Below are 15,378 nucleotides of genomic sequence, written 5' to 3' on the forward strand. Positions count from 1 at the left end.
TCCCGTCCCGCATCCACCGTCGGGATATGGTATCCGTCACCGTCTGGAACGAGTACGTCCACGAACAGGAGGACGAAGCCGTCGCCGAGGTGTACCCCGACGGCATCCACGCGACGATCGCCGACGCGCTGGCCGACCGAGGCCACGAGACACGCACTGCGACCCTCCAGGAACCCGAGCACGGCCTCACCGAGAGCGTCCTCGACGACACCGAGGTGCTGACCTGGTGGGGCCACGCCGCCCACGACGAGGTCGACGACGAGATCGTCGAACGGGTCGCCGCCCGCGTCCGGGACGGGATGGGACTGCTCGTCCTCCACTCGGCACACGCCTCGAAGCCGTTCCAGCGCCTGCTGGGAACCCCCTGTGATCTGACCTGGCGGGAGGCCGGCGAGCGGGAACGCTGCTGGGTCGTCGACCCGGGACATCCGATCACCGACGGTCTGGACGACTCCATCGTCATCGAGGAGGCCGAGATGTACGGCGAGCCCTTCGGCGTCCCCGAACCCGACCGGCTCGTGTTCACCTCCTGGTTCGAGGGCGGCGAGGTGTTCCGCAGCGGCTGTTGTTACCGCCGGGGCCGCGGGAAGGTCTTCTACTTCCGGCCGGGCCACGAGACGTACCCGATCTACCACCGCGACGATGTCCAGCGCGTGCTCGGAAACGCCGTCGAGTGGGCCGCGCCGACAGAGGGCGCCGACGCCCACGCGGGCAACCGTAACGTCGAGCCACGCGAATCGATCTGACGCCACCGAACCGCCGGAGGGCGACGACCTGTCCTTCGACGATGGTCGAAAACGGACGGGAGATTGGCCCACACTCCCCCTGGGGGCGTCTCCAGAACTGAGTCCGCCGAGTGATTTATTGGTGGGAACAGCGTAGTTGTAGACGTACCATGGGGTTCGGGAGCTACGACGAATCAGAACAAGACAATCAGGAGTACGACACAGACTTCGACGACGACGATGGACTCGACACGGAGGACAACACCCACGAGGGTGATGTCGAGTACGAGTTCACCGCGTCGAACGACGAACTACTCGATCGCCTGGAAGACATCAAGGAGACCGAGAAAAACACGTGAAATCGGGGGTCCGAGCCCTCGGGATCGCGGAGTCGTACCGGGAGTCGACCAGTCAGCTCGCAGGGGCCGTCGTCCGCGCCAGTCGGGTGGTGGACGGGTTCGTTTTCGGGACGTGTACCGTCGGCGGGAGCGACGCGACCGCCGCCGTCTGTGAGATGGTCGAGCGGCTGGCCCGCGAGGACATCCGCTATCTGCTCGTGGCCGGTGTCGCGCCGGCGTGGTTCAACGTCTTCGACCTGCACGAACTCCACGACCGGACGGGGCTGCCGACCGTCTCGGTGACCTTCGAGGCCTCGCCCGGTCTAGAGTGTGCGATCCGCGAGGCGTTCGACGACCCCGAAGTCGTCGCGGACCGCCTGGCGACGTACCGCGCCCAGCCAGACCGCCGCCCCGTCACCGTCAACGATCGGCCGGTGTACGTCCGCAGCGTTGGGCTCCCAGACCGTGAGGCGGCCGACGTGGTGCGGGCGTTCACCCCCGAAGGAGGCCGGCCGGAACCGCTCCGGGTGGCGCGATTGGCGGCCCGCGCCCTCGACGACGCCGAGTGAGCGGCGGGACCGCCGGGCTTGATACGCCCGGGTGCGAACGGGCGGTATGGAACGGATGGACGGGCTCGATGTCGTCGCCTGCGAGCGCTGCCCGGAGCTGTGTGCGTCGCGCTCGCGGATCGTCAACGGCGTCGGCCCGGCGGACGCCGACCTCCTGTTCGTCGGCGAGGCGCCCGGGGCCAACGAGGACGAACAGGGCGAACCGTTCGTCGGCCGCAGCGGCGACGTGTTAGACGAGACGCTCCGGGAGGTCGGCCTGGACCGGGCCGACGTACGCATCACGAACTGCGTGCGCTGTCGCCCGCCGGACAACAGGGACCCCCACGTCGAGGAACGGGAGAACTGCCGGGAGTACCTCGACCACGAGATCGACGCCGTCGACCCCGAGGTCGTCGTCACGCTCGGGAAGGTCCCGGCCGAACACCTCCTCGGGCGGGACGTGGCGGTCACCGGCGAGGCCGGCGAGGTGTACGACGTGGCCATCGAGGGGACGCCCCAGCGCGTGCTGGTCTGTGTCCACCCGGCGGCGACGCTGTACGATCCAAGCCAGAAAGAGACGTTCGCGTCGACACTGGAGAAAGCCGCCGAGTTCACCGACGGCGAGAGCGGCCAGAAGCGGCTGGGTGACTTCTAGTTCTTCTCGGTCCGGCCGATCCACTTCTCGGCGTTCAGCAGGTCACGCAGCCCCTCGACGAAGCCCTTGCTCTCGTGTTCGCCGGGGCGCAGGCGGGCACGAATTCGCGAGGAGAGCAGTTCGATCGAGAGGACGACGATGAACACCATGACGATGCCCGCAGCGGTATTCTGGAACTGGAGGAGGTCCTGCTGGTTCCGGATGTACAGCCCCAGGCCGCCGGCGCCGACGACACCCAGCGAGATGGCGATGCGGGTGTTGATCTCCAGGATGTACAGCGTCCAGGCGATAAAGGAACGGGAGACCTGGCTCAACATCCCGAAGCCGACGGTCTGGGTCCGGGAGGCCCCGGTCGACTGGATGGCCTCGATGGGGCCTTCCTCGACCTCTTCGAGTTCGTCGGTAAAGAGCCGACCGAGGTTACCGATCGTGTCGGTGGCGATCGCCAGCACGGCGGTCGCCTGGCTCGGCGGGCCAAACGGGATAAAGAGGAAGATCCAGACGATCGCGGGGATCGCGCGGATGGCGCTCATCGTCCCGCGGAAGATGAAGTTGAAGGGGAACGGCGTCACCTGCTCGCTGCCCAGCACGCCCAGGACGAGCGCGGGCAGGAAGCCCAGTACCGTCCCGAGGAAGCCAAGCAGGAGAGTCACGACCGCGGCTTTCACGAGGGTCAGCCGCGGCGACGCGAGCGTCTCGACGAAGGTTCCGGGGGTGGCGAGGCTCGCACCGATCGCCGAGAGACCCGTGATCGCGTTGTTCTTCGTGTACAGCGTCAGCGACTCGAAGTTCGGCGGGAAGAAGGCGAAGATGAACTCGATGAACGCCGGGACGCCGCTCTGGATCTCGCCGATATCGAACTGGACGAACCCGAGCCCCAGGTACGTGACCACGACGATCCCGAGTATCAGGAGGAGCGTCCCGACCTGCCGGGCCCGTCGGGTGCGCCGGAGCGAGTTGAGCTGTGCCGTGATCGGTTCGGTGCTCACGCGGACTCACCCCCGTCCACGGCTGGTTTGGAGGCCGTCTCGGTGTCGTCGACGCCGATGCTGGTCTGTTGGTCGTCGTCGGTGTCACCGTAGTAGATGTCGTCGACGATCTCCATCGTCAGGTCCTCTCGACCCCCTTCGAAGACGATCTCGCCGTCGCGGACGCCGATGAAGCGGTCGCCGAACTCCCGGGCGATGTTGACCTGGTGGAGGCTCGTGATGGCGGTGAGGTTGCGCTCGCTCGCGGCCTGTTTCATGTAGCGCATCACGTCGCGGGCCGCCTTCGGGTCGAGGCTGGCGACGGGTTCGTCCGCGAGCAGGAGGTCCGGCTGCTGGACCAGGGCCCGGGCGATGCCGACACGCTGTTTCTGACCGCCGCTCATCGATCCGGCCCGCTGGCCGGCCTCGTGGAGCAGGCCCACGGTGTCGAGCGCCTCCAGGGCGGTGCGCTTGTCGCTCTCGCTGTGCCAGGTGAGGAAGCTCCGGAGCAAGCCGTTCCGGGAGAGCGCCCCGGTCAGGGCGTTCTGGAAGGCGCTCTGGCTCTCGATGAGGTAGTGTTCCTGAAACACCATCCCAACGTCCTCGCGGGCGCTGGTCGCCGACTGGCCCTGGATGGTCACTTCCCCGTCGGTCGGCTGTGTGAGGCCGTTCAGGACACGGAGGAACGTCGACTTCCCCGCACCCGAGGGACCGAGCAGGATGACGAACTCGCCTTCCTCGACATCGATATCGACGCCGTCGAGGGCGACGGTGTCCTCGCCGTACACCTTGGTGACGTTGTCGAAACTAACTGCGGGCATGACTCTGATGAGAGAACCTGTAATGATAAACCGGGGGGTTAGTTGCCGAAGAAGTCGGCACCGACGCCGAGGGACTCTGCAACGTCGAGGACACCCTGGTAGGTCTCGACATCCGCTTCGCGGACCTTGCTGAACCAGAGGTCGTCGTCGGTCCCGTCCTCGGCGTCCGCGCCGTCGAAGACGGTGTCGGACGCCTGGAGGAACGCCTCCTGGATCGCGTTCTGTGCGTCGTCGTCGAGGGCACTGCTGACGACGATCGGCGCACGCGGGAGGCCCTCGTCCTCGTGGAGCGTCGTCGCGACGCTCTGCCAGTCGTCGGGCGTCGGGCCCGTCTTGGTGTCACGGACGAACCCGCCCATCGCGGCGGCGTCGACCTGCCCCTGCTCGAGCAGGGTGTAGGACTGGACGTGGCCGCCGGCGAACGTCGGGTCGAAACTGGCCTGGGAGCCGTTCCCCTCCGGGAGGTTGCCCACGTCGATCCCAGCGTCCTGGATCGCGGCGGTCGGGTAGAGGAAGCCGCTGGTCGAGAGCGGGTCGCTGAAGGCGACGCTGCGGCCTTCGAGGTCGGCGACCTCGCTGATGTCGCTGTCGTTGCGGGTGGCGATGATACTCTTGTAGGTCCAGCCGCCGTAGCCGTAGCGCTGGAGGATGATGTCGGAGTTGTCGGTCTGATAGCCGATGGCGGCCGCGAACGGGCCGGTCTCGGCCAGATCGGCCGTCCCCTGCCCCAGCGCCTGGATGACGGCGCTGTAGTTGCTGCCGACGTTCATCTGGGCGTCGAGCGCGTCCGGAACGTCGAAGTTGTTCGTGATGTACTCTTCGAGGTGGTCCCGCAGCGGCGCGTACTGGACGTAGAGGTCTTCCTGGGGGACGCTCGGTGAGAGGTTGAAGTTGAGTTCCTCGTTGCCACCGAACGTGACCTCCGGCCCGGAGGGCGTGTCCGTCTCCGTTTCGGTGTCCATGCTCTCGCCGTCGGAAGAGGACCCGTCGGAGGAGCCATCAGCGCCGCTCCCGTCGCTGCTGCCGGACCCACCGTCGCCGGAATTGTCACCAGAACAACCGGCGACGACGCCGGCTGCCCCGAGTGCCCCGATACCTTTCAGGAAGTTTCTCCGCTTTCGCATGCCCGGCGTTTCAACTCTGAACCAATAAAGCGTTCATATGTCTATTATATATAAGACAATATCTAGAGCAAGTTCTATATATCTGACGACTGCCTGCAGTAGCGGTTCTCCGGTTGTGCTGCCCAGAACTGGGCGCTCGTCCAGCCACAGCGACCGATCGGCGTGGCCTGTGTCGCGGTGGGTGCCTGACACGACGACACCTCGCGGGAGTCGACTGCGGGCGCGGGCGGTGGTCACGCACCCGCCGTTGCGCGAACAGGAACGCACTTACCGGGGGTCCGCCTACCGGGACGTATGAGTGTCAGACAGACCGCCGCGGAGGTGGTGGTCGTCGACTACGGACTGGGGAACCTCCGGAGTGTCACCCGCGGACTCGAACGCGCGGGCGCCGAGGTGACACTCACCGAAGACCCCGCGTCGTTCGACGCCGCCGACGGGATCGTCCTGCCGGGCGTCGGGGCGTTCTCCGAGGGGATGGACAACGCCGGTCCGTTCCGGGACGCCCTGGTCGAACAGGCCGCCGCCGGCAAACCGCTCTTTGGCATCTGTCTCGGGATGCAGATGCTCTTGACCACGAGCGAGGAGGCCGACCACGCCGGCGAGGGCGACGCCGAGGGCCTGGACCTGATCCCCGGCCAGAACGTCCGCTTCAGCCGCGACCAGACCGTTCCTCACATGGGCTGGAACCAACTGGACGTCCAGCGAGATCACCCGCTGGTCGACGGGATAGACGGGGAGTACGCCTACTTCGTCCACTCCTACTACGCCGTGCCCGACGACGAGGAGTCGGTCGTCGCCACGACCGACTACGGCGTTGACTTCGCCTCGGTCGTCGCCAACGAGGCCGGCAACGTCTTCGGCACCCAGTTCCACCCCGAGAAATCGGGCGAGACCGGGCTCCAGATCCTGCGGAACTTCGTCGACTACTGCGCCGAGCAGCGGTAGGCGGTCGCTGTTTCTGTTGTCGCGGCTCTGTTAGAAATCCCAGTCGAAGATACATTCTGCCCTGGTCCCGGTCAGTAAAGGTTGCTCACTTACCGCACCCAGCGGCTACTTCTTAGAAGTCCATTAAAAAGGCGTGACCGATACAGAGAGTTAGTCAGCACAGCAGAATGTTTTTGTCACGAGTCGGTAATTCGATCATATGACACGACCGACGCGCCGGCGATTCCTCCTGTCCAGCGGTGGTCTCGCTTGTGGGTTCGCCGGGTGCCTTTCGCAAGGTACGAAATCGGAAGATTCCACAGAGACACCATCTAACGTGGAGACTCGTGCTGACTTCCGGTTCTACAACGAGACAGGCTCGGAACTCACTCTCATGATGACTGTGACGGACATGGAGGCAAACGAGCGTATCTTACAGCGGTCATATCAGTTGGCTCCATCTACCCAGGACGGAGATATGGTGAAAGCGACAGTTGAGGAGTTGCGAGACGCTCTCTACACATATCGGTTCACAACCGACATAGGCCATGAGGCGACTCGTCAATATGGGCCATCAACGTCGGAGCAACTCCGCGTTCGAATCAATCCGAATCAAGTACAATTCCGGGCCGTCGCATGACTTGGAAGTCATGCAACGAAGGAGATTGTTTCGAACACTCTGAAGTCATTCTGTACTGTTTGAACCCCAGTCCAATGTCCCAGTCCGCTTGGATTAACCGATATGCAACTCTCAACGACCGGCTATTTCATCCGATAGAACAGCTGAATGATCGTATTTCAACAGAGCCGCTGTCGCGGTGGCCGGGAGCGAGTGCCGCGACGGCAGTCGCGGCCGAGCGTGCCGGGAGACCGGCGGTCTCCCAAACCTCGCGGTGGGACCGCGAGAACCCGGGGAAGGGCAGGGTTGCCACGAGCATCCGGCGGCGAAGCCGCCGGTTTACCGAAAGCCTCGCTATGCTCGCCTTTCGAGCCCTGCGGTCGCGGTGCTCCCACAGGACACCGGAATCGAGGCCGGCGGCCGAGATTCCGGCCTTTTAGCGTAGATTTTTACGGCGAGTGGTGCCACAGCGGCGCGACGCGCCGCGAGGACACCCGAGCCGTAAAAAGGTACTATAGGAAGTCCCGAACGTCCGAGTACCACATGTCGTGGTCGTCGACGGCGTCGATGGCCTGGGCGATCCGGACCGCCAGTGCGTGCCAGCAGAGTTCGTCGGGGCCGAGGTTGTACTCGGCGTCGGCACACGTACAGCCGTCGTCCTCGACGATGTACTCGTCCTTGTGGCCGACGACGACGACGAAGTCCCGGTAGCGTTTCACCCGGCTCTCGCCGACGGCCTCGATGGCCTGTTGGCCGCGGTCGCCGTGGGCGGCGACGATACGTTCGACTCCCTCGGGAGTCAACTCCCCGTCGGCTTCGAGCCGGGTCACCCAGTCGTCGACCGCAGTCACAGTGGCGGTACGGGGAGGGGCGACTAAACAGCGTCGTCTGCCCGTGGACGGCGCCGCCGTGTGGGCCCGTCCCCGGAAGGGTCAACAGGGAGCGGGCCGTGGGACGGAGTATGGCTCCCGACCTCCCCTGGCCCGCGATCGGCGCGTTGGCCTCGGGGGTCGGATCGCTGTACCTGCTCGCACGCCTGCGGGAGCACTGGCACAAGCCCGGCGCGAAGTGGTTCGTCGCCACCATCGGGACGATCACCGTCTGGACGGGCGGGTACGCCGTCGGGATCCTCGTGGCGACGCCGCCGCTTCGGGTGGCGGTCGAGGTGCTGTCGTGGGTGTCGGCGGCCTGGATCGGCTTTTTCTTCCTCTCGTTCGCGCTGGGGTACACCGGCCGGACCGGGATCCTCGAAAGCTGGTGGTACCGGACGGTCGCCGTCGTCCCGCTGGCGACCTCGCTGCTGGCGGTCGCGAGCACACAGACGCCGCTGCTGTGGGGCGGCTACGAGCCGGTCCGCGTGTTGGGCGTCCTCGGCGCCGAGTACACGTTTCTCCCGCTTGGCTACGTCTCGATCATCGGCGTGATGCTGTTCGTCAGCGTCGGGACGGTCCTGTTGTTCGACACGGTGGTGAGCTACGGGCCGCTGTACCGGCGGGAGGCGATCGCGGTCGGACTGAGCCCGTTGCCCCCGGGGATCGGCGCGCTGCTGTGGGCGCTGGGACTGGGGCCGCCGGTGAACCTCACCACCGTGCTGTTCCTGCCCCACGTCGCGCTGGACGCGTACGCGTTCGTCCGCGGCGGGATGTTCGAGTTCCACCCGGCGACTCGTCGGATCGGCGAACGGGCGGCCATCGACGACATCGGGACCCCGGTCGCTATCGTCGATGTCGACGGGCGCATCGTCACGCTCAACCCGGCGGCCGAACGGACCTTCGGCGTCGACACGCAGTCGGTGCTGACCCGGCCGCTAGGGGGGGTTCTGGGCGAGGAGGCACTCACCGTCGACGGCGAGGGCGAACGGCTCAGTGTCGGCACCGACCGAAATCGCCGGGAGTTCAAGACCCAACAGACCGAACTCCGTGACGAGACTGGAACCCATCTGGGGTACACGGTCCTGTTTCAGGACATCACCGACGAGATACGGCGCGAACGGCGTCTGGAGGTTCTCAACAGGTTTCTCAGACACAACGTCCGCAACGAGAGCGTGGTCATCAGAGGGCGAGCCGAGGTGCTGGCTGCGGGACTGGAGGGCGAGGAGGCGGGCCACGCGGAGACGATCGAGGCAGCGGTGGGTCGACTGGTCGAATCGGGCGAGAAGGCCCGCACGCTGTCGGAGGTCTCGACGGGGGGTGACGCGTTCGAGACGGTCGACGTGGGGTCGTTCCTGGCCGACGCCGTCGACTCGCTGGACCCGCCGGCCGGCGAGCGCGTGACCGTCTCGGTCGCCGACGGGCTGGAACTGTCGACCCAGCCGGTGTTGCTCGAAGTGCTGGTCGAGAACCTCGTCGAGAACGCCGTAGAGCACACCGACGATCCCGACGTTCAGGTGTTGGCCACCGTCGACGGGGGGAGCGTCGTCCTCACCGTCGCCGACGACGGGCCGGGGATCCCCGAGCACGAACTGGCGGTCCTCGACAGCGGGCGGGAGACGGACCTGAACCACGGGAGCGGCATCGGGCTGTGGCTGATCCGGTGGGTCGCGACCACCCTGGGAGCGGAACTGACGTTCACCGTCGAGTCGGGGACGACCGTCAGCGTCCGGTTCCCCACGGAGCAGACGAACTGACGCCGTGTGTCGAATCCCTTTTCGCACTCGACGGGTATCCTCGGAGTATGCGCGTCAGCGAGGGGCAGGTGACCGTGACGGTGCCCGAACAGGCCGACGCCGGGAGAGGCGAGAACGTCTTCTTCAACCCCGTCCAGGAACTCAACCGGGACCTGACGGTGGCGACCCTGCGGGCCTACCGGGAGCGCGAGGAGCGCGCGGAGTCGTATCTAGACGCCACCGCAGCAAGCGGCGTCCGCGGCGTCCGGGCGGCTGCCGACGGCTGGGAGACGACGCTGTGTGACATCGACGAGGAGGCGGTCGACCTCTGCGAGCGAAACCTCGAACGGAACGGGCTGGCGGCGTCGGTCAGACACGCGGACGCCAGCGTCCTCATGCACACCGACACGTTCGACGTGGTCGACATCGACCCGTTCGGGACGCCGATGCCCTTCGCCGACGCGGCGGTCAAGGGCACCCGGAACCTCCTGTGTGTGACCGCGACCGACACCGCGCCGCTGTGTGGCGCGCACTTCGAGAGCGGCGTCCGGACCTACAGCACCGTCCCGCGCAACACGGAGTACCACGCCGAGATGGGGCTGCGCGTCCTGCTGTCGGCGATGGTCCGGACTGCGGCCCGCTACGACATCGCGGCCCGGCCGATCCTGAGCCACGCGACTCGCCACTACGCCCGCACCTACCTGGAGTTCGACCGCGGCGCGAAAGTCGCCAACGACTGCATCGACGAACTGGGCCACGTCTACCACTGCCAGGAGTGTCTCTGGCGCGACCACGAGCGCGGGCTGCTCGCCGACGCGCCCGACGAGTGCCCCGAATGTGGACAGCACCTCCAGACTGCCGGACCGATCTGGCTGGGACGGACCTGCGAGCCCGCGTTCGCCCGCTCGGTCGCCGAGTTCGTCACCGACGACATGGGGACCGCCGACGACGCCCGCGACCTGTTAGAGACGCTCGCGACGGAACTGGACACGCCGACTCACTACGACCAGCACCGACTCTGTAAACGCTGGGGGCGCGGTGCCGACGCGATGGACGAGTTCCTCCAGACGCTTCGGGACGCGGGCTACGAGGCGACCCGGACCCACTTCGGCGGGACGACGTTCAAGAGCGACGCGGACGTGGCACAGATGCGCGAGGCCGTCGAGACGTAGCGGCGGCAATGGAGGCGGCGACGGAGCGCCGGTCGCGGGAGGCGTAGTCAGCGGCTGTCGACGCCACCCAGCGCGGCGAGTTTGCGGCTGATATCGTAGCCCAGCAGGTACAGCGGCCGCAGGAAGTAGTTCGCCATCCCGGCCAGGCCGACCAGGCCGCCCAGCGACTGGACTTCACCGGGCGTCGCAGTCGGCCGGATCACCAGCGGGACGGCGGCGAGTACCAGTGCGAGCCAGAGCCATCGCAGGATCTGGTCGACATCGACACCGGCCACACGGCCGACCGTCGTCTCCGGACGCGTGAGAAACAGCCCGATCGCGAGGACGACGAGTCCGGCCGCAAGCGGGAGTGACGCGCCGACGCCGAGGAGACTCAGTCCGACGAGCAGGAGGCCGGCAACGAGCAGGAGCAGTGTCGCCTGGAGCGTTCCGTCCCGGATGGCGACTGGGGAGACCATACCCGCTCGGAGGGCAGGCCGTCGTATAAAAACTGCTACCGGCCGCGGCGGTTCTTAACGCCTTTGACCGTCGGCCACGGAAGCGAAGGCAGTGGCCGGCTCCCGCTACAATCCCGTTCGTGCGCTGCTGCTGGCTGTCGGGGGCCTGCTCGCGCGGGCCGGCCTCGTCGACCGTGACCGTATCGCACGGGCGACGGACCTCTCCTGGCCGCGGATCGTCACCGGGCTCGCGCGGATGTCGAAATCGACCGCCGACGTGGCGATGGTCGGACTGGCGATCGGGCCGACCGCGATCGCCGGCGTCGGCTACGCGACGCCGTTCTGGGGGCTGGCCTTTGCCCTGGGTGGCGGCGTCGCCGGCGCGACGATCAGCATGGTCTCCCAGCGCTACGGGGCCGACGCCCGCGCGGAACTCGGGCTGTCGGTGACGACCAGCGCCGCCGTCGTCGCGGCGATCACCGTCCCCGTCGCGGCGCTGTACTGGCTCGTCCCTGGACCGCTCGTCGACCTCGTGGGCTCCGGAGCGCGGGCGGTCGCCTACGGCGAGTCGTACCTCCGGGTCGTCGCGCTCGGGGTGCCCTTCGCCGGGCTGAACCTCGTGGGCAGTCGCACGCTCGTCGGCGCCGACGACGCCTGGTCGGCGATGGTCGTCCGGGCCGGCGGGGCCGTCGTCAACGTCGTCATCAACGCCGTCCTCATCTTCGGGCTGGGGTGGGGCGTCGTCGGCGCCGCCGTCGGCACCGTCGCCGCGAACGTCCTCGTCACCGTCGCGCTGGTGGTCGGGCTGGCTCGTGGTGGCCTCCCGGGCGTCCCCTTTCCCGTGCAGATCCCCGTTTCCCGGCCGTTTCTGGACCGCTCGCTGGCGCGTGACCTCGCGGAGATGGGGACGCCGCTGGTGGGGACGAACCTCGCCCGGACCGGCGCGCAGTTCCCGCGGCTGTTCATCGTCGGCCTGTTCGGCCCCGATGTCGTCTCGGCGTACGTCGTCGCGTTGCGGGTGCGTGCGCTGCTCGATACGCCCAACTGGGGGCTGAGCCTCGCCTCCAGTAGCCTCGTCGGTCAGGCGCTCGGCGAGGACGACGAGTCCGACGCGACCGCCTGGGCGCGAACGGTACTTCGGCTCGGGATCGGTGTCTACGTGCTCGTTGCCGTGGCGCTCGCCCCCTTCTCGAGACAGATCGGTCGACTGTTCGTCGAGGACCCGACGCTGTTGCCGCTGGTGACCGTCTTCGTCGCCGTCGCGTGTGCGAGCGTCGTCTTCCGTGGCGTCGACGGCGGCGCGACCGGCCCGCTCCGAGCCAGCGGGGACACTCGCTGGCCGCTGTACTCGCAGCTCACGGGGATGTACCTGTTCGCCCTCCCGGTGGCGTACGTCGGTGTCGCCGTCCCCGCGATCGGTGTCACCGCGCTGTACGCCTCGCTGCTCGTCGAGACGGCAGTCCCGGCGGCGATCACGTACTACCGGTTCCGGTCGGGAACGTGGCGGGTCGTCAGTCGCTCGTACCGGCCGGACGCGGCACTGGACGACTGAGGGCGAGGGAGAAGACGGGGTTCAGTCGAGTTTCCGCTCGGCGGCGGCGACGGAGGTGGCGGTCTTGCCGTCGTAGCCGGCCTGCCGGGAGCGGCGCTGGAAGGCGTTCTCCGTGACGGTGCTGGTCTCCTCGGCGACCACGCGGACGACATCGCCGACGCCCATCTCCTTCAGTTGGACCTGCGCTTCCTTGATCGGCTTCGCTGCCTCGGGCGAGGGCGGCGTGAACGTCGAGATGTCGTTGACGATCGCGAAGCCCTCGCGGAGTTGCTCGGCGGCGGCGACCGTCTCGTCGGCGGCGACCTGCATCTCCTCGGCGGTGAGCGTCCCGTTGAACTCCAGATACAGCGTGTTCGCGGCGGCGTCGGCTCGGATCTCGTAGCTCGCGTCCGGGTTCTCGCCGGACTTCGACGTGACTGACATTGTACTCTGTACGACAACGGGGCGCGGGGAGCAAATGTGTCCTTACTAGTTAGGATCGTCACCGAACGTCGGAACTCGACGCTCGTGACAGCAGGTAGACCGCGACGCCGCCGAGGAGGAGGTCGAGCGCCAGGAGGACGACCAGGCCGGGGACGACGCCGTCAAGCGTCCCACCGAAGGTCGTCACGTCGAGGACCGTCATCACGTCCCGGTCGACCATCAGCGAACGAGCCGTGTCGACGCCGTACGTGACCGGGTTCAGGCGGGCGAACGTCTGTATCCAGTCCGGAAGCGTCGACAGCGGGAGGAACGCCGAGGAGAGAAAGAGCAGCGGAAACTGGAGCAGGTTCGCGCCGATGATCGTCGACTCCTGGTCGCGGGTCACCACGGCGAGCGCGTTCGAGAACGCGACGAACCACAGCGAGAAGACGACGCCGACGCCGACGATGGCGACTGCGCCGGCGATCCCGGTGGCGACCTCGGCACCGAGCGCGACGCCGAGTCCGAGGATGATCGCGATCTGGACGGCGATGCGGAACACCTCCGCGGCCGTCTTCCCCAGGAACACCGCCGTGCGGTTCATCGGCGAGACGAGCACCTTCTCGAACATCCCGTTCTCGATGTCGTTGACGAGCCCGACCCCGGAGGTGATCGCGGCCGCCAGCGCGACCTGGATGGCGATCGCGGGCACCAGATACGTCTCGTAGCTGATCCCCGGCAGTCCTTGGTTGACGGCGGCGCCGGCGACGGTGCCGAACACCTCCGTGAACAACACCAGAAAGATGATCGGCTGAACGAGCGAGACCACCAGCACGAACGGGTTCCGGACCGCCTTCAGGTTCCAGCGCTTGAAGTTCACCCAGCAGTCCCCGAGGAACGTGTTCCCCGAGCGACGGACCCCGTCGCTGGTCGGCGAACTCACTGTGACACCTCCTCGGACGCCGACTCGTCGCCGCGCTCTCCCTCCTCCCCGGTGATCGCCAGAAACACGTCGTCGAGCGTCGGCGCGTGGACGTTGAAGCCAGTCACCGTCAGGCCGGCGTCCCGCAGCGCGACCAGCAGGTCGGTCCCGTGCTGGCGGGCCTGCTGGGCGGTGACACTGATCCCGTCGTCGGTCTCCTGGACCGTCGCGTCGACGAAGGCGTCGAACTCCCGTGCGATGGTCGCGGCCCGCTCGCGGGCGTCGCTGCCGTCCTCGATGTCGATGTCAAGCACTTCCCCACCGACCCGTCGTTTCAACGCCGTGGGACTCCCCTCGGCGACGATCTCGCCGTCGAGGATGACCGCCAGCCGGTCACAGAGCTGGTCGGCCTCCTCAAGGTACTGCGTGGTCAGGAAGATCGTGGTCCCGCGGTCGTTGATCCGCCGGAAGTAGTCCCACAGCCGGTTGCGGGCCTTCGGGTCGAGCCCGGTCGTGGGCTCGTCGAGGAAGACGAGCGGCGGCCGGTGGACCAGGGCGGTGGCCGCGTCCAGCCGCTTTTTCATCCCGCCGGAGAACTCCTCGGCACGCTTGTCGGCCACCCCGGCGAGGTCGACGAGTTCCAGCAGTTCGGTCACGCGGTCGGCCCGCTCGCCCCGGGGGACGCCGTAGGCCTCGCAGGCGAAGCGGACGTTCTCGGCAGCTGTCAGCTCCGGGTCGATGCTGGTCTCCTGTGCCATGTACCCGATCGACTCCCGGACGGCTCTGGGGTCGGTCCTGACATCGAAGCCGTTGACCCGGACCGACCCGGCGGTCGGGGACAGAAGCGTCGAGAGCACCTTGATCGTCGTCGTCTTGCCCGCCCCGTTGGGTCCCAGAAAGCCGAAGAACTCGCCTTCGGGGACGGCCATCTCCAGCCCGGCGACCGCAGCGGTCCCGTCGGCGTACACCAGTTCGAGCCCCGACACGTCGACCGCCAGCGGGCTGTCGCGGTCGGTTCGCGACCCGCCGTCCGCCGCGGTCGACGACGGCGGAACGGCCTCTGGTCCTGTCATGGCCCGTCGTAGGGTCGGCCGACGGATGTAGCTTCGACTTCATCCCGGCGAACACGCTTCGAAATCTGTAGTCAGAGGTCGTACTCGATTGCCCAGTGGTGGAGGTGTGCGAAGACAGGAAACAGCGACTCGGCCTTCTCCGTGGGCGTGTACTCGACGCGGGGCGGCACTTCGTCGTAGGCGGTGCGGTCGAGCAGCCCCGCGTCCGTGAGGTCGGCGAGGCGGGCCGACAGCGTGTTCGGCGCCACCGAGAGTTCCCGTTCGAGGTCGCTGAAGCGGAGCGGCCCCTCGGCGAAGGCAAACGCGGACAGGACCGCCATCGCGTGGGCGCTCCCCAGCAGGTCCAGCAGGTGAGCGACGGTCCGCTGGATGCGCTCCTGTTCGGCGGGGTCGAACGTCTCCCGCAACGCCGTGCCCTCCTCGCGGGACAGACCCGTGCTCAGGTCCGGGATCTCGGGTCGATCTGTCATTACCGTCGGTCGGACGCCGACAC

Annotated in this window: 17 protein-coding genes; 8 read left to right on the forward strand and 9 right to left on the reverse strand. The window is 67.3% G+C overall.

The features are described 5' to 3' along the window. Nucleotides 1-26: 26 nt before the first annotated feature. From P1L40_RS11400 to P1L40_RS11415, 4 genes are all read left to right on the forward strand, one after another. Complete coding sequence (locus tag P1L40_RS11400) at nt 27-746, forward strand: ThuA domain-containing protein (protein WP_284007103.1); 720 nt, start codon at nt 27-29, stop codon at nt 744-746. A gap of 149 nt (nt 747-895) precedes the next feature. Further along, on the forward strand, nt 896-1,084 hold the full coding sequence (locus tag P1L40_RS11405) for a DUF5786 family protein (protein ID WP_284007105.1): 189 nt from the start codon (nt 896-898) through the stop codon (nt 1,082-1,084). Then, the gene (locus P1L40_RS11410; RefSeq protein ID WP_284007107.1) at nt 1,081-1,632 is read left to right on the forward strand and encodes an endonuclease dU; all 552 of its coding nucleotides are present in this window, start codon (nt 1,081-1,083) and stop codon (nt 1,630-1,632) included. Before P1L40_RS11405 ends, P1L40_RS11410 begins: the two co-directional genes overlap by 4 nt. 46 nt (nt 1,633-1,678) lie before the next feature. Continuing rightward, nucleotides 1,679-2,266, forward strand: coding sequence for a uracil-DNA glycosylase (locus tag P1L40_RS11415; protein ID WP_284007109.1), 588 nt, complete (start codon nt 1,679-1,681; stop codon nt 2,264-2,266). Here P1L40_RS11415 and P1L40_RS11420 read toward each other — a convergent pair. Genes P1L40_RS11420 through phnD form a run of 3 tightly spaced genes read right to left on the reverse strand, consistent with a single transcriptional unit; the run spans nt 2,263 to nt 5,179 of the window. Next, the gene (locus tag P1L40_RS11420) at nt 2,263-3,255 is read right to left on the reverse strand and encodes a PhnE/PtxC family ABC transporter permease (RefSeq protein WP_284007111.1); all 993 of its coding nucleotides are present in this window, start codon (nt 3,253-3,255) and stop codon (nt 2,263-2,265) included. The two genes, P1L40_RS11415 and P1L40_RS11420, sit on opposite strands and share 4 nt — an antisense overlap. Continuing rightward, the gene (gene phnC / locus P1L40_RS11425; RefSeq protein WP_284007112.1) at nt 3,252-4,055 is read right to left on the reverse strand and encodes a phosphonate ABC transporter ATP-binding protein; all 804 of its coding nucleotides are present in this window, start codon (nt 4,053-4,055) and stop codon (nt 3,252-3,254) included. Before phnC ends, P1L40_RS11420 begins: the two co-directional genes overlap by 4 nt. Nucleotides 4,056-4,093: 38 nt before the next feature. Next, nucleotides 4,094-5,179 carry a phosphate/phosphite/phosphonate ABC transporter substrate-binding protein gene (gene phnD / locus P1L40_RS11430; RefSeq protein WP_284007114.1) on the reverse strand — a complete coding sequence of 362 codons (1,086 nt, stop codon included), beginning with the start codon at nt 5,177-5,179 and terminating at the stop codon, nt 4,094-4,096. A gap of 294 nt (nt 5,180-5,473) precedes the next feature. On the opposite strand from phnD, the gene hisH reads away from it, so the two are divergent. Beyond that, on the forward strand, nt 5,474-6,124 hold the full coding sequence (gene hisH / locus P1L40_RS11435; protein WP_284007116.1) for an imidazole glycerol phosphate synthase subunit HisH: 651 nt from the start codon (nt 5,474-5,476) through the stop codon (nt 6,122-6,124). A gap of 1,110 nt (nt 6,125-7,234) precedes the next feature. Here hisH and P1L40_RS11440 read toward each other — a convergent pair. Beyond that, entirely contained in the window at nt 7,235-7,573 is a 339-nt protein-coding gene (locus tag P1L40_RS11440) for a hypothetical protein (protein ID WP_284007118.1), read from the reverse strand. 110 nt (nt 7,574-7,683) lie between these two features. On the opposite strand from P1L40_RS11440, the gene P1L40_RS11445 reads away from it, so the two are divergent. Together P1L40_RS11445 and P1L40_RS11450 are read left to right on the forward strand one after the other, a co-directional pair. Beyond that, on the forward strand, nt 7,684-9,348 hold the full coding sequence (locus P1L40_RS11445) for a histidine kinase N-terminal 7TM domain-containing protein (RefSeq protein ID WP_284007119.1): 1,665 nt from the start codon (nt 7,684-7,686) through the stop codon (nt 9,346-9,348). A gap of 47 nt (nt 9,349-9,395) precedes the next feature. Then, complete coding sequence (locus tag P1L40_RS11450) at nt 9,396-10,499, forward strand: tRNA (guanine(26)-N(2))-dimethyltransferase (RefSeq protein ID WP_284007120.1); 1,104 nt, start codon at nt 9,396-9,398, stop codon at nt 10,497-10,499. A gap of 47 nt (nt 10,500-10,546) precedes the next feature. Here the strand turns inward: P1L40_RS11450 and P1L40_RS11455 are convergent, their stop codons facing one another. Next, nucleotides 10,547-10,957 carry a hypothetical protein gene (locus P1L40_RS11455; protein WP_284007121.1) on the reverse strand — a complete coding sequence of 137 codons (411 nt, stop codon included), beginning with the start codon at nt 10,955-10,957 and terminating at the stop codon, nt 10,547-10,549. 91 nt (nt 10,958-11,048) lie between these two features. On the opposite strand from P1L40_RS11455, the gene P1L40_RS11460 reads away from it, so the two are divergent. After that, nucleotides 11,049-12,488, forward strand: a complete 1,440-nt coding sequence (locus P1L40_RS11460; protein ID WP_284007122.1) for an MATE family efflux transporter — start codon at nt 11,049-11,051, stop codon at nt 12,486-12,488. Between the two features lie 21 nt (nt 12,489-12,509). Here P1L40_RS11460 and P1L40_RS11465 read toward each other — a convergent pair whose 3' ends face one another. From P1L40_RS11465 to P1L40_RS11480, 4 genes are all read right to left on the reverse strand, one after another. After that, nucleotides 12,510-12,911: a hypothetical protein gene (locus P1L40_RS11465; RefSeq protein WP_284007124.1), complete on the reverse strand. Its 402-nt coding sequence runs from the start codon at nt 12,909-12,911 to the stop codon at nt 12,510-12,512. Nucleotides 12,912-12,969: 58 nt separating this feature from the next. Further along, the gene (locus P1L40_RS11470) at nt 12,970-13,833 is read right to left on the reverse strand and encodes an ABC transporter permease (protein ID WP_284007125.1); all 864 of its coding nucleotides are present in this window, start codon (nt 13,831-13,833) and stop codon (nt 12,970-12,972) included. After that, on the reverse strand, nt 13,830-14,885 hold the full coding sequence (locus tag P1L40_RS11475; RefSeq protein ID WP_284007126.1) for an ABC transporter ATP-binding protein: 1,056 nt from the start codon (nt 14,883-14,885) through the stop codon (nt 13,830-13,832). Before P1L40_RS11475 ends, P1L40_RS11470 begins: the two co-directional genes overlap by 4 nt. A 71-nt stretch (nt 14,886-14,956) precedes the next feature. Then, nucleotides 14,957-15,355: a winged helix-turn-helix transcriptional regulator gene (locus tag P1L40_RS11480; protein WP_284007128.1), complete on the reverse strand. Its 399-nt coding sequence runs from the start codon at nt 15,353-15,355 to the stop codon at nt 14,957-14,959. Between the last annotated feature and the right edge of the window lie 23 nt (nt 15,356-15,378).

The organism is Haloarcula pelagica (assembly GCF_030127105.1).
GTDB lineage: Archaea > Halobacteriota > Halobacteria > Halobacteriales > Haloarculaceae > Haloarcula > Haloarcula pelagica.